The organism is Paenibacillus barengoltzii G22 (genome assembly GCF_000403375.2).
Classification (GTDB): domain Bacteria; phylum Bacillota; class Bacilli; order Paenibacillales; family Paenibacillaceae; genus Fontibacillus; species Fontibacillus barengoltzii.
Window position 1 is genome coordinate 1 of sequence record NZ_KE159654.1, and the last position, 14,661, is coordinate 14,661.

Here is a 14,661-nt window from a genome sequence, read left to right on the forward strand (position 1 = left end):
GGGATGTCAAGACCTGGTAAGGTTCTTCGCGTTGCTTCGAATTAAACCACATACTCCACTGCTTGTGCGGGTCCCCGTCAATTCCTTTGAGTTTCAGCCTTGCGGCCGTACTCCCCAGGCGGAATGCTTAATGTGTTAACTTCGGCACCAAGGGTATCGAAACCCCTAACACCTAGCATTCATCGTTTACGGCGTGGACTACCAGGGTATCTAATCCTGTTTGCTCCCCACGCTTTCGCGCCTCAGCGTCAGTTACAGCCCAGAGAGTCGCCTTCGCCACTGGTGTTCCTCCACATCTCTACGCATTTCACCGCTACACGTGGAATTCCACTCTCCTCTTCTGCACTCAAGCTGTCCAGTTTCCAGTGCGACCCGGGGTTGAGCCCCAGGATTAAACACCAGACTTAAACAGCCGCCTGCGCGCGCTTTACGCCCAATAATTCCGGACAACGCTTGCCCCCTACGTATTACCGCGGCTGCTGGCACGTAGTTAGCCGGGGCTTTCTTCTCAGGTACCGTCACTCCGTTAGCAGTTACTCTAACGGACGTTCTTCCCTGGCAACAGAGCTTTACGATCCGAAAACCTTCATCACTCACGCGGCGTTGCTCCGTCAGACTTTCGTCCATTGCGGAAGATTCCCTACTGCTGCCTCCCGTAGGAGTCTGGGCCGTGTCTCAGTCCCAGTGTGGCCGTTCACCCTCTCAGGTCGGCTACGCATCGTCGCCTTGGTGAGCCGTTACCCCACCAACTAGCTAATGCGCCGCAGCCCCATCCGTAAGTGACAGATTGCTCCGCCTTTCCCAAGCCCCTCATGCGAGAGACTTGCGTATCCGGTATTAGCTACCGTTTCCGGTAGTTATCCCAGTCTTACGGGCAGGTTGCCTACGTGTTACTCACCCGTCCGCCGCTAAGTTCATCAGGAGCAAGCTCCCGATAAACTCCGCTCGACTTGCATGTATTAGGCACGCCGCCAGCGTTCGTCCTGAGCCAGGATCAAACTCTCCAATAAAGTAGTGTTTGACTTGCTCATTTAGAAAAAACTGACGAGATCGGATCGAATTTCAAGACCCGAGTACACCGGTTTGAAATTCATCCTTAAAATCTCAGTTTAATTACTCACTCGTTGTTCAGTTTTCAAAGATCAACTTCGTTACCACCTTATCGGCAACAACTCTTATATTATATCAAGTAATTCGCTCGAATGCAAGAACTTTTTTTAACTGTCCGGTTCATGCTTCGTCGTAATTACCTCGTCGCTGTGAGCGACTTTTATAATATATCAAACCTCTCAAACAAATACAAATGAAATACTTGGAAATTGCCTCCTGCACCCGAGAATCTACTATTATATAAAAAGAAAACCTGCAATCCTCAAAGGGACTACAGGCTTGAGAGGCCGTTAGCTCATCATTAACCCTGGCTGCCAAGGAAAATGTAACGGAGAATGATCAGAACGAACAATACCCACATTAACCAGTGGATGTCGTATTTCTTTTTGCCAATCAGATTGGCCGCGAAGGCCAGCACCACATAGAACACGACACCAAACGAAATCCCGTTCGCAATATTGTAGGTGAACGGCATCATCGTTACCGTCAAGAACGCAGGGATAGCTATAACCATATCGGAGAAGTCGATCTCTTTGATCGATTGCACCATCAGAACACCAACGATGATCAAGGCTGCAGCCGTTGCAGCGCCAGGGATCAAAGCGGCGATCGGAGCCAAGAACAAGGCGGCCAAGAAGCAAACCCCCGTCGTGAGGGCAGTCAGCCCTGTACGTCCACCTTCTGCTACGCCAGCTGCACTTTCAACATAAGCCGTCGTCGTGGAAGTCCCCAGCAATGCACCGCCAGTAACAGCCGCTGCGTCAACCAGCATGGCTTTGCCGACGCGTTTTTTGCCTTCTTCTGGATCCTTCATGATTCCTGCACGAGAAGCTGTACCTACCAAAGTACCAAATGTATCAAACAATTCTACGAAAGTGAAAGTCGCAATCGCGGAAATAATACCTGTATGCAAAATACCGTCCCAGTCAAAGCGTGCAAAGTTAATTTGCGTGAAGTCTGGAACCCAAGGCGTTTGCGGATTGGACAAAGTACCGAAGTCCACTACCCCCATCAGCAAAGCGATAACCGTCGTTCCCAGGATCCCCAGCAAAATCGCGCCGCGAACGTTCAGTACCATCAAAACCCCGATCAGCAACAAACCAATCAAAGTAAGCTGTACGTCCGTGTTCTCCAGACTGCCTAAATGAATGACCGTTTCAAAGGAAAGTACATCCGTGAACGTATTCGCCGGAATATCGCTGCCAGCTTCAACGCCGATGGTCATCAGCCCGCTGTTTTTCAGACCGATAATCGTAATGAACAACCCGATCCCGACCGTAATTGCATGCTTCAACGAATCCGGAACGGCATCCAGCAGCATTTGACGAACTTTCGTTAAAGTCAACAGGATGAAGATCAACCCGGAAATGAATACAGCCGTTAAGCCCATTTCCCAAGTAAACGGATGATCCGTTGTCGCAGACGACAGAATGACGGACGCAAAGTACGCGTTCAGACCCATCCCCGGCGCAAGCGCCACAGGAAAGTTAATGAAAAGGCCCATGGCAATCGTGAAAATCCCTGCGGACAGCGCCGTTGCCAAGAATACGGAGTACCAACCCATTTCGATCTGGCCAAACGCCGTCAACGTGTTCGGGTTCACCGTAAGGATGTAGGCCATCGCCATAAACGTGGTCAGGCCCGCCATAATTTCCGTACGTACCGTCGTACCGTTCTGTTTCAGTTTAAAAAACCGATCCATGATAAAATTACTCCCCCTTAAAAATTGACAATGCTGGTTCAAACAACTGGCATCACAGCACCACTTTGCCTGCATTCCCTTCGGAAAACGACAAAAAGCCCGAGGCGACATCTCTCGGGTTACCGTACATCCAGAAGAAACGATCGTTCGGATCAGTCAACAGCCATAGGCTTTCGTTCAAAGCAAGCTTTCGCAGCAGGAGCATTCATCCGAGCAACATCCCCGAACTCTTCCCAACTTGCTTCAACGATACGTTCGTTTCTTCCTTTCGTAGCCAGATCATTTACGGTGACCTCGTAGAGACTTCCGGGCCAATTCCCGGAATTATACGAAAAGAACTATGCGGTTTTGTCGATATCCAGACAAGCCATGTCAGCAAGGCTTATTACATGATTTATTCTAGGCGGAGGGTCCTAAAATGTCAACAGAAAAAACGAATATTCGATGCAATAAGCGATAATATTGTTCGTAATTTGAATTATTCGTGAAAATTTACACTGATTTCAAAGTAAATAAGAGACACAAAGCAGCAGATACAACAATAAATTAACTAAAAATGCTCTCCTTTATTTGCCTGAACCGGCATCTAAAGGAGAGCATTTGTGAGTTTGATAACCTATTCCCATTCAATCGTGGCCGGCGGCTTCGACGTAATGTCGTACACGACGCGGTTCACGTTCTCGACTTCGTTAACGATCCGTACAGAGATCTTCTCCAGCACGTCCCACGGGATACGCGCCCAGTCGGCGGTCATGCCGTCGATAGACGTCACCGCGCGGATACCTACGGTGTAGGAGTAAGTGCGAGCGTCGCCCATAACCCCTACGCTGCGCATGTTCGGCAATGCCGTAAAGTATTGCCAAATCTCGCGATCCAGTCCCGCCTTGGCAATTTCTTCGCGCAGGATGTAATCGGAATCCCGAACGATTTGCAGTTTCTCTTCCGTCACTTCGCCCAAGACGCGAATCGCAAGTCCCGGTCCCGGGAACGGTTGTCTCCACACGATTTCCCGCGGCAGCCCTAATTCTTCGCCAACCTTGCGCACTTCGTCTTTGAACAACGTTTTCAGCGGTTCAATCAGCTTGAACTTCATATCTTCCGGCAGCCCGCCCACGTTATGGTGGGACTTAATCGTTTGAGCCGTTGCCGTGCCGCTCTCGACAATGTCGGTATACAACGTCCCCTGCGCCAGGTAAGTAAAGTCATCGAACTTCGCCGACTCTTCGTCGAACACATAAATAAACTCGTTACCGATGATTTTGCGCTTCTGTTCCGGATCATCCACGCCGGCCAGCTTCGAGAGGAAACGCTCGCGCGCATCAATCTTGACGACCTTCATATCGAACTTGCCCACGAAGGTCTCCATGACGCTCTCCGCTTCGCCTTTGCGCAGCAGACCGTGATCGATGAACATACATGTCAACTGATCACCAATTGCTTTATGAATCAGCATAGCCACCACTGAGGAGTCTACACCGCCGCTCAACGCACAAAGCACTTTGCCGTCGCCGACTTGAGAGCGAATATCGCGTACCGCGTCCTCAATAAATGTCTCCATGCTCCAGTTGCCTTCGCAGCCGCAGATGTCATAAAGGAAATTGCGGATCATTTCATTTCCATGTACGGAATGCCGCACTTCAGGATGGAATTGCACACCGTACATCTTCCGGTCCGGATTGGCAAACCCGGCGATCGGCGCATGCTCTGTCGATGCATCAACCACGAAGCCGTCCGGAAGCTGGGTCACATGGTCCCCGTGGCTCATCCATACGGTCTGCTTCGAATCCAGACCGCGAGTTAGTGCCGAATGTTCGGCAAAATCCACGTCCGCTTTGCCGTACTCGCGTTTTGCCGCCCGTTCGACCTTACCGCCAAGCTGGTGAGCCATCAACTGCATCCCATAACAGATGCCGAAGATCGGCACACCGATGTCGTACACGGCCGGGTCAATGTGTGGGGCATCCTCCGCATAGACGCTGGATGGACCACCCGAAAATACGATGCCTTTCGGCGCGATTTCCCGCAGGCGTTCAACCGGCGTATTATACGGCAGCAATTCGCTGTACACGCCTAAGTCGCGGATTCTTCTTGCGATTAACTGATTGTATTGTCCTCCGAAGTCAAGGACCACAATCATTTCATTTGGCTTATTCATGACCGAGCCTCCCTCAAATTATGACACCTATTATACGAAACGACAAAAGAGGTCGTCAAGGAAGCCCAAGCGCCAATTTCAGCCTCGGCGAGAGGCCAACTTCCAGCATTGTTCAAGGAATTTCACGCTTTCCTGTCGATCCGGTCGCAAGCCTCCGTAGTAGATCTTTTCCCAGGTCCGTACGAACTGCTCCGCACACTCCGATTGCGCCTGATCTTCGCTGAACGCGCCCTGAATATATTCCCGGGCTGTCATGGACGCGGGCTTGGGACCATGCAGCAATGCCAACTCGCGCCAAACCCGATCCGCTGAAGCAAGCAACTCGCGGCGTCCAGGAAACGTGCTCCCTAACCGCAATCGTCCGAAGGCAAGCAGCAGCAAGTGTCCGCGCAACCTCAGTTCTCGTGCGAACAGTAAGGCGAAACCAGCAGTTAAAGCCAAAACGGTCCAATCAAACGGGCGCAGCCGCGGGGTCATACGGGTAAGTTTTTCGTAAGCCAATTCAGTAAGTCTCGGTTGCAGGTGCTTGGCCACTTCAACAGCTTTGGCTAACCACGGAAAAGCCGCTACCGTATCTGCTTCACCTAATCTATAATCCGCTAAGGTGCTGACGCTCAAGGCGTTGGACTCGCCAAACCCTGGCGTCGGATCAAAGGCAATCCAACCCGTTTCGGGAAAATAAACCTCGACCCACGAATGCGCATCCGCATAGGTTACGGTATATCGGTGCATCTCTGCCGAGCTGGAGCCTGTACCGCTTGCTAGTGAAACGGCCTCTCCCCTGCTCCCCGTCCCTCCTGCGGCGGAAGTCGAAACTGCAGACGGCGCAGGGTCCCCAGGCGCGAAGCCTTTGACCCAGCGGGCCGGAATCCCTCCGCTGCGCAGCAGAATGACCATCGCCGTCGAGAAGTGGTCGCAATAGCCGATGCGGTCGACGAACAGGAAGTTGTCAACGAAATCGGCCCCTTCCGGCGGCTGCCGGGAATCCAAGCTGTAAGTATAGCGATGCTCTAAGTAGCTCTCGACCGCAACGGCCGCATCATAACGGTTGCTTTCTCCGGCGACAAGCCGCTCGCCCAGCTTCCGCACCCGCTCCGGCAGTGCGTCCGGCAGCTGCAGAAAGCGGTCACGGACCTCTGCCGGGTCCGGCCCCTCTTCTTGGCGCAGCTTGTCTGCAGACGCCGTTGACACCGCCGACGTCAGCTCATAGCTGTAAATGCGCTCCGCCGGGGCAGCATAGTCGACGATCAAGGCATCGGCCCAGGCGTCAAACCGCGGCTCGATCTCCACCGGCGCTTCCCCGTCACCGGCGATGATCCGTTCCGCCTGGACCGGAAGCCCGCCGGACAGCAGAGCGACCCTCCCCGTTAACGGCGCTTCGAACGTCACCGTTTGGCGGATGAGCTCGCGGCCGGTGTCGACCTGGGCTGCGGCTGGGATGACCTCGCCTTCAGCCGCCTCGACCATCACACCGCCCGTACGCTCCGCCCCGGCGATCACCGGCGCGCTATCCCCGACCGGCTGAATCCAGCCCCGGCCGGTGTACACGCTTTTGCTCTCGCCGCGCCAGTACGTATTGTACGATGACAACGCCGTAAAATATGGATCATGGCGCAGGCGCAGCGGCCCGCCCAGCTTGGAGTCGTCCCGACCGTAGCCGGAGACGTTGACCGCCGCGGCCCGGCCCGCCGTGGCAGGCAACTCGGCTCCGCTCCACTCCGACAAGCTGCGAGCGACCTGCTCCCACGAGATCGCCCGCACCGGCTGCAACGGCAGCAGCGAGCTGAGCAGCGCTGCGCCCGCCACGCAGGCGAGCACGACGACCCCGCCGGCGAGTCTCCCGGCTCCCCGGCTCGGTCCAGACTCGCCGCGATGGAACGCCGCCGCTTGCAGTGCGAGGCCCAACGCTGCCGAGCGGATGACGCCCAAATACAGCTCCAGGCCAACGGCCGCCTCCAGCGCGAGCAAGTAAATCACCGTGGCGCTCAAGAACAGCAAAATACTTTGCCGCGATAACGCCAGCATTTGTACGGAAACAACCAGCAACGTCCAACCGATCAACAGGAGCAAAGCCCGCGTCTCCATACTGATGGAGAACAGCCGCCCTGTATCCCAAAACACCTCCAAATCAGTAGAGACCGTATGGGCGTAGCCGATAAACCAGCCAATCCCCTCTCCTCTTCCAAACAGATACAACATGGCACCGGCGATAAGCAGCGGCGGCACCGGTGCATACAGGACAGACGGCAGCCGCAGGCAGCCAATGAGCAGCAAAGCACCTGTGAGAACGAAAAACAGCGGAAGCAGCTCCGTCTGCCTTTCGGGAATCATCGCGTGCAGCGGATACAACCATTCCCCAAATAAAGCAAACAACAACAGCGTGATTAAGATCCGCAGGCCGATGGAAGGCGCTGAATGTCCGCTTCGTCGGGAGGATGTCATCGGTGCCGACAGACCGCTGGTAGGGATCACTGACGCTTTAGGCGCTGACATGCTTGATCGCCCCTTTCCGCGGAGTTTTCGTCCGATACAGCGTCAGATCCAGCACCGTGACGCCCCTCTCCCGGAGATGGGCAACCAGCCGCCCCAGATCCGATCCGCCAAGTCCGCCGGCACACCAAACTTCCGTGGCCACGCCCAGCTCAGCCAAATGCAGCACATCCCCCGCCAATTCAGGCGTCAGCTTGCCGGTGATGACGGTGAGGCTTTGCCCTTGGGCGAGCACCTCGGACCAATCCCGGCGCAGTATTTCACCCGCAGACAAACCGTTCCCCAAGCGGAGGCCGGCAAGCTGCTCCAGACCGCTCATCAAGCCATCGCGACCGTTCACCTGGCAAGCGCCGTCCATCCCGCCATGGCTGAACCGAAGCTCATCGGCACCAGAATCGCCGCCTGCTTCGCGCGTTAGCCACGTTGCGGCTGCCGACACCGCCAGCTCGAAGCCAGCGGAGGAAGCGTAATCGCCGTCACGCGTGCTCAGCAGCAAATAACGCGGCATAATCCCCTGCTCCTCGGGAATGCGGGAGAGCAGCTCGCCTTTTTTCGCCGAGTATTTCCAGTGAATTCGCCGCAACGGGTCCCCTTCGACATAAGGTCTTAACCGGCCCGGAGCTGAAGAGGATGCGACCAACTGAGGCTGCCATGCTCCGCCGCCCTCTTGCTCCGCCCGTTCCTCTGCCTTCGGGGGATTTCCTGCCAGCGGCAACGGATGAACGACCATCACCTCTGAGGAGGCCGCAAGTCGGCTCCGCTTGAACCAGCCAAACGGATCGCCCCAGGTCAGCTTGACGGACGCTTGCTTATAGACGCCCCGGGGTAAGCCCGGAATCGTATAGGTCATCTGGTAATCCCGGCGAAATCCGGTAAAAAACAAACTACCGCCCCGGCCCCCCGGGCGGTTCTTCCCATTTTCTGAACCCACGGTGTCACCTGCCAGTTGATCCTCGATCTGCAGCCAAACCGGCGGCAGACCTCCCTCACAGCGGACCGATAACGTGACCGTGACCGGTTCGCCGGCAACCGGATAGACCGGCTGCCAAGCGCGCTCCACCTTAAAGCGCTTTGGGCCAAACGCTTGGACCAAGACGCCCTGCAGCATCATGAATCCGACCAGCAGCAGCAAGAATAAAGACGACACCCCGCCGCGCCAAGCATACCAACCTCCCAACGCGACGGCGAAGGCGACGGCGATCAGCCATACCCATCCTGCGTGCTTCATGATGAAGCCCCCGCTCTCCGTGCAAATATCGGGACATTCACCTTAGCCAGTACTTCTGCTAACGCCTGCTCGCCGCTGACTCCGTCAAGCTTCGCTTCCGTCCGCAATACGATCCGGTGCGTGAGCACAGCGGGCGCGACCGCCTTGACATCGTCCGGCGTGACGAAGGAACGTCCTTTGTAATACGCCATCGCCTGCGCCGCCCCCATCCAAGCAATCGTTGCGCGCGGGCTGAAGCCCAGCGCGATTTGCGGATGCCGCCGGGAGACGTCCGCAGCGCCAACCATATAGCGCTTGATGACGTCGTCCACAAATACGCTGCGCACCTGACGCTGCATCAGGGCAATTTCCCCCGGTAACAGCACCGGCTTCAGATCGGCAAGATCAGGCGGATCTTGCATTCTCCCAAGCAAATCCACCTCCTGCTCCGGATTCGGGTACCCGAGCGTCAGCCGCATCAGAAAGCGATCCAACTGCGCCTCCGGCAAGCGATAGGTTCCTTCGTATTCCAGCGGATTTTGCGTCGCCAGCAGCAAGAACGGCTTCGGCAAAGCCCGCGTCTCTCCGTCAATCGTCACTTTCCGTTCTTCCATCGCTTCCAGCAAGGCCGACTGGGTTCGCGGCGCTGCCCGATTGATCTCATCGGCCAGTACGACATGGGCGAACACCGGCCCTGGCCGAAACTCAAACTGACCGCTTTGCGCATGGTATACCGTTACGCCAGTGACATCGGACGGCAGCAGGTCCGACGTGAACTGAATGCGGCCAAACGTCCCGCCGATGCAGGCAGCTAACGTGCGGACCAGCATCGTTTTGCCTACTCCGGGCACATCCTCTAACAAAATATGACCGCCGCTCAGCATCGCCACTACCGCGAGCTCGATCTCCGCTTTTTTTCCAACGATCACCCGATCCACCTTGTGGACGAGCCGCTCCAGCAACGTCTGCGCTTGATCGTGATTCATCCTGACTTCCCCTCCATTTCTAAAAACCATGGCCGTAATCTATCAACCAGTATCTCCAGAAACTAGTGGAAATAGACATGGAAGAAAGGGAGAGAAAGTTAAGCGTTTGTCCCAAGAATCTATCAAAACAACTAGATTGCCGAGACCCGTCGCTCCCCAGCAGTTGAAACAACTCCGACAATCGGATGACCTAATGCCTCCAAGAGCGGACGCAGTGGAATCCATAACGCCTGAGCCTTGCGCTCAAACGTCACTTCCCATTCCACATTGGTTCCGTCTTGGCGTACAGCCGTCAGCACCCCGCGCCGGGTATCTGCCACCATGTAGGCGTCCCCCCAGTTGATGAAGGCGCTTTGCGTAGCCTCGCTCCAATAGACATCTGCCCCTAACCGCTCCATCATTAAACGAACAGGTGCCGCATACTGACCGTCACGCAACTCGTATTCCCCGGGCTCAAGGCGCGTTTGCAACCCGCCAGCCTCCACGGTAAGCGGCAGCTCCGGTTCAAACAAAGCCGCATTCGGAACGACGTTGGACGCGATCCATTCGGCGGAAGGCGCGGGACGGTTCTTTTTCTTGCTTATGGAAGGGTCCAGTGAAAATTGTACAGGCTGTTGCTCCGCAGATAAGGTGCCAAACTCGTAACCTAGTTTTTTATAGTAATGAATAATTTCCGGCAGCGCCTTAACCGTCTGTTCATGACCTCCTCCGTCATGCATCAACACAATGATTTGATCCTGCAGCTTCGTGTTCTTGACGTTGGCTATAATCTCACTGGCCGGAACACCTCTACGCTTAGAATCCCCGCTGTCTACATTCCAGTCAAACACTTTATACCCGCCCTGCTCCATCAGGTTGAAATACGTCTTGTCAAAATGACCGTATGTACCGCCCGGCGCGCGTACCAGCGGTGTACGTGTTCCCGTAATCTCCCGCAGCACCTCTTCCGTCGCCTTGACCTGCTTCCAGAAATGGCCGAAGCTGTCGTACAGTGCGTCATAATCATGGTTATACGTATGATTCCCGAGGACATGGCCGCCGTCTACGATGCGCCGGATCATCTCCGGGTAGCGCTTGGCTTGCTGCCCCAATACGAAGAAGGTCGCGGGCACCTCCTCTTCCCGCAATATCTCCAGCACTTGATCTGTATGCGGGCTTGGCCCGTCGTCAAACGTTAAATAAACCGTTTTGCCTTGCTTGTCTTTGTTGTTCGCTTGCGGCGTTTCAGACTTCTTCGCCTGAGATGCCGCCAAAGCCGCCGATGCGCCAGCCGAGCCAACGGCCGATGTATGGACAGGTTGCACCTTCTCAGCGGCAGGTGCAGCGAGATTTACTGTATGCGTCGCGGATTCCCCCGCGGCTTGTTCTTTCATCGCCAGGGCTTTGACTTCAGGCATGCCCTTGTGCTGGAAGCCAAGCGGCGTGCAGATTGCCGCAATCAGTACTACCGTAAGCAGTAGCAAACGTACCAGCATTTGTCCGGATAACTTTTTTGGTTGTTTCATCGACCTTCTACCTCCGCACTAGGATCAATTTCTTTTCTATGAATCCTTTAGCTTTCTGGTAGATTGTATGAAGGTAGAGATGAAGATAGACGTCATTCGAGAAAATATTGCCGAACCCCCGCCGGCGCCGATATAATATGTTGCAAAACTATCCAAAGGAAGGTGTAATTGCAACATGAAGAATTCAAAATCTAAATTCATTGCCGGCTTCGTTGCAGGCTCCCTTCTATTCGGAGCAACAGGAGTTTATGCCGGCAGCAGCGGAAAACTGATCGAAGTGTTTTACAACGTCAAAGGGATCACCGTCAACAAAACAGCTCAAAAGTTGAGTGAGGATAACAAACCGTTCCTCTATAACGGGACGACATACGTACCTCTTCGGTTTGTTGCTGAAGCGCTGAAGCTCCCGGTGAAATGGGACGCCTCCACGCAAACCGTATACATAGGCGAGACAGAGGGGAAAACGGATATTTATCCAGAACGCGATATCCAGCATTCGAATGCGCAGACCGCATACTGGAGCAGATATGAGTACGCATACAATGCGAATGAGCCGATCGAAGACAACTTGGGGAACTCGTATACCAGCTTCCTGCGCTTTGAGTTCCCTAGAAATGATAACGGCTCAGACGGTCGCTGGGTCCATATTCAATTTCCGCTTAACGGACAAGCCAAGAAGGTGGTCGGCAAAGTGGGGTTGACCGGAAAATATAGAGATTCTGGGGCTTCGGTTACGCTGCGGATTCTGGTCGATGATCGTGAAGCTTACTCAGAAACTTTCAAACCGGGAGACTTCCCTAAGGATTTAGCGCTTGACGTCGCTCATGCAGCGAAAGTCGAGTTCCGTGCAACAGCCGATCAGGAGAACATCGAACTGGGCCTTTTTGATCTGCATTTTGAAAAATAAGTAAAGTTAAACGCCTCATCCCGCTTTAAACGTTAGGATGAGGCGTTTTGATCAACTCTCTGGCGAAGACACCTATTTTATTGGCCGGCTTCTCGCAGTGCCTCCAACACTTGTTCCGCGTGCCCTTTGACTCGAACCCCGCGCCATTCACGGAGCAGCTTCCCCTCCTCGTCGATGAGGAACGTCGAACGGACGATGCCTTCGTATTCGCGGCCGTACATTTTTTTCAGCTGCCATACGCCAAACATTCGGCACACCTCATGAGACTCGTCCGACAAGAGCGGGAAATTCAGCCCTTGCTTCCCGGCGAACCTGGCGTGAGATTTCACCGAATCCCCGCTGATGCCAAGTACTACCGCCCCATATTCGCCGTACACCTCAGCAAGATCACGAAAATCGCAAGCCTCCTGAGTACAAGCCGGGGTAGCATCTTTGGGATAAAAATAAAGAACGACCTTCCGGCCGCGAAATTGCGATAACGAGATTTCCTCCCCGCTGTCTGCGGGCAGTCGAAAATCCGGAACAGGCTGACCGATTTGCACTTGTTGCGTTTGTTCCGACATGCTTCTTCCTCCTCTGGCCTCTCCAACCCTGAAATTGATTGTATTTACAAAAAAAATTATAATGGAAAGACATGTAGTATATCTATAATAGAAACCGAATTTATCGCATGCCTTGAAAGGAACGAACCCAATGACGAAACGCACAAAACGGGCGATTCTCTGGTCTGTGATCGGAGTGGTTGTCGCTCTCGCCGGCTTTGCAGCCTACTATTTTACGGCCCTCTATAACCAAGTCGACAATTTTCAAAAAGAAGGGGAGCAGTCCCCTTTCTATAACGTGCAGCCAACCGAAACGAAAGTGCCGGAACCGCCCAAATGGGAAGGCAAGGATCGCGTAAACATCCTGCTGATGGGCGTCGATGCGCGCGGTTTGAAGAAAGGGGAAATTCCTCGTTCGGACACCATGCTGGTCGCTTCCCTGGACCCTGTGAGCAAGAAGGCCTACCTCTTCTCGATTTTGCGCGACACGTACACCCAAATTCCAGAGCACGGTTCGGATCGGATCAACACGGCGATTACGCACGGACCGAATACAGCGATGCAGGCGGTCTCCGACCTGCTTGGCATCCCGATACAATATTATGTGTATACCGACTTTCAAGGATTCATTGAATTGGTGGATGCCGTCGGCGGGGTTGATTTTTATGTGGAAAAGGATATGCACTACACCAGCAAAGCAGATAATCATGAATACGACATCGATCTGAAAAAAGGACAGCAGCACTTAGATGGCAAAACGGCGCTGCAATACGTCCGCTTCCGGCACGACGCTCTGTCTGACTACACCCGGACCGAGCGGCAGCGCAATTTCCTGAAGGCGGTGGCGGATAAGCTGAAGTCGACGACTTCCATTATGAAGCTGCCTTCGATTCTGGAGAAAATCAATCCTTACATCGACACGAACTTGTCGGTTCAGGATATGTGGAAGCTGGCTACTGTCGGGTATGACGCAGAAATGGTCGCCAGCGAGCAGATTCCGCCGATGGACCTGCTGGTGGAGAAAACCGTTGGCGGCTCGTCCGTCCTTGGTGTTCGCAGCGAAGACGATTTAAAGCAATACGTGCAGGACGTATTTAATAAAACGGAAGAAAGCGGTACGGACAGTGGCAACGATGCTGACGGTACCGAAGATAACGGTGGCGACAGCAACAGCGGCAGCAGCTCGGGCCGTACCGGGGCGAACGCCGGCAGCAGCGGCCGGAACCTGGAGGCGGCCAGCCCTTGAGGCTGGGAGCCTTTAGGGGCGGAGGGCGCTAAGCCCTGAGGTTAGCGAGGTCCTTGCCTGCTTAGGCGCGGGCGGGAGTCCGTGAGATCGGAGGGCGTCTTTCGAGGCAGGCTCGGCCCTGTGGCCAGGCCTTAATCGAGAGGCGGCCTCCTCTATTTTGGCCGGATAACCGCCATTTGGGGCGCAAGTAACTGTATTTAGTTGCACCACTCCTGTCCTTTGGGGGCACCGGTAACTGCCTTGGATGGTACTACTGCTGTCTTTTCGTGGCGACAGTAACTGCCTTTGCTACCCCCCCACTCTTACTGCCTAGTTCGGCATCACGAACTGCCTTTTTTTGATCGCCGCCTACCGTGAATCCGCGCTATTGGGCCTGTCAGCTGTAAAAGTGCAGTTCATATTGCCCAAAATCGCTCTTTTTCAGCATTCAAATGTAAAAATGCAGTTCATTTCTGCTGACAGGTCGCTTTTGAGGGCATATCGTGATGTCTGAGATGTACTTTCCCTAAGGCCCCCTAAATAAACTGGAGTCCTCCCCTACAAGGATTTACAATGGAAATAAGGGAGAGGATTCAGTTATGGGAAAAGCCAAAGATGAATTTCGTTTAAAGGTAGTAAGAGAAGCTCTGTCCGGGATTAAGGTGGGGGTGCTTGCCCGGTCGTATGACCTGCACCCAGAAACCATTCGAACCTGGATTCGAGCATACCGAGATCAGATTACAGATGTGGATACATCACTGCCAGACCAACACCTTCAAGAACTCAAACGACTTCAAGAGATTGAAGAAAAATACGAGAAAGCGATGAAAGT

11 protein-coding genes, 1 rRNA gene and 1 riboswitch are annotated in these 14,661 nt (G+C 54.2%); of the genes, 3 read left to right on the plus strand and 9 right to left on the minus strand.

Translation table 11 applies throughout. The features are described 5' to 3' along the window. The 8 genes from C812_RS15040 to C812_RS15070 form a co-directional block, all read right to left on the minus strand. Positions 1–1,010: ribosomal RNA gene (locus C812_RS15040) — 16S ribosomal RNA — on the minus strand; the annotation flags it as partial. Between the two features lie 401 nt (positions 1,011–1,411). Next, positions 1,412–2,812 (minus strand): NCS2 family permease, encoded by a 1,401-nt coding sequence (locus tag C812_RS15045; RefSeq protein WP_016313507.1) that lies wholly within the window; start codon positions 2,810–2,812, stop codon positions 1,412–1,414. Between the two features lie 52 nt (positions 2,813–2,864). Next, positions 2,865–3,017, minus strand: coding sequence for a hypothetical protein (locus C812_RS22330; RefSeq protein ID WP_157274732.1), 153 nt, complete (start codon positions 3,015–3,017; stop codon positions 2,865–2,867). A 46-nt stretch (positions 3,018–3,063) separates the two neighbouring features. Beyond that, positions 3,064–3,164, minus strand: a riboswitch (purine riboswitch). 264 nt (positions 3,165–3,428) lie between these two features. Further along, on the minus strand, positions 3,429–4,967 hold the full coding sequence (gene guaA / locus C812_RS15050) for a glutamine-hydrolyzing GMP synthase (RefSeq protein ID WP_016313508.1): 1,539 nt from the start codon (positions 4,965–4,967) through the stop codon (positions 3,429–3,431). Positions 4,968–5,045: 78 nt separating this feature from the next. After that, positions 5,046–7,460 (minus strand): DUF4129 domain-containing transglutaminase family protein, encoded by a 2,415-nt coding sequence (locus C812_RS15055; protein ID WP_016313509.1) that lies wholly within the window; start codon positions 7,458–7,460, stop codon positions 5,046–5,048. Beyond that, positions 7,447–8,685: a DUF58 domain-containing protein gene (locus C812_RS15060; protein WP_016313510.1), complete on the minus strand. Its 1,239-nt coding sequence runs from the start codon at positions 8,683–8,685 to the stop codon at positions 7,447–7,449. Before C812_RS15060 ends, C812_RS15055 begins: the two co-directional genes overlap by 14 nt. After that, positions 8,682–9,650, minus strand: a complete 969-nt coding sequence (locus C812_RS15065) for an AAA family ATPase (protein WP_016313511.1) — start codon at positions 9,648–9,650, stop codon at positions 8,682–8,684. The genes C812_RS15060 and C812_RS15065 overlap by 4 nt, the downstream gene beginning before the upstream one ends. Positions 9,651–9,781: 131 nt before the next feature. Next, on the minus strand, positions 9,782–11,155 hold the full coding sequence (locus C812_RS15070; RefSeq protein ID WP_016313512.1) for a polysaccharide deacetylase family protein: 1,374 nt from the start codon (positions 11,153–11,155) through the stop codon (positions 9,782–9,784). Positions 11,156–11,330: 175 nt separating this feature from the next. Here C812_RS15070 and C812_RS21585 point away from each other — a divergent pair, with 175 nt between their 5' ends. Further along, a complete protein-coding gene (locus C812_RS21585) occupies positions 11,331–12,062 on the plus strand; it encodes a stalk domain-containing protein (RefSeq protein WP_016313513.1) in 732 nt (243 codons plus the stop codon). Positions 12,063–12,139: 77 nt separating this feature from the next. Here the strand turns inward: C812_RS21585 and bcp are convergent, their stop codons facing one another. Continuing rightward, the gene (bcp, locus tag C812_RS15080; RefSeq protein WP_016313514.1) at positions 12,140–12,625 is read right to left on the minus strand and encodes a thioredoxin-dependent thiol peroxidase; all 486 of its coding nucleotides are present in this window, start codon (positions 12,623–12,625) and stop codon (positions 12,140–12,142) included. A gap of 130 nt (positions 12,626–12,755) precedes the next feature. Here bcp and C812_RS15085 point away from each other — a divergent pair, with 130 nt between their 5' ends. Together C812_RS15085 and C812_RS15090 are read left to right on the plus strand one after the other, a co-directional pair. Then, positions 12,756–13,850 (plus strand): LCP family protein, encoded by a 1,095-nt coding sequence (locus tag C812_RS15085; protein ID WP_016313515.1) that lies wholly within the window; start codon positions 12,756–12,758, stop codon positions 13,848–13,850. A gap of 578 nt (positions 13,851–14,428) precedes the next feature. Further along, positions 14,429–14,661: transposase (locus C812_RS15090; RefSeq protein WP_016313516.1), on the plus strand; the 233-nt coding region annotated here is incomplete at its 3' end.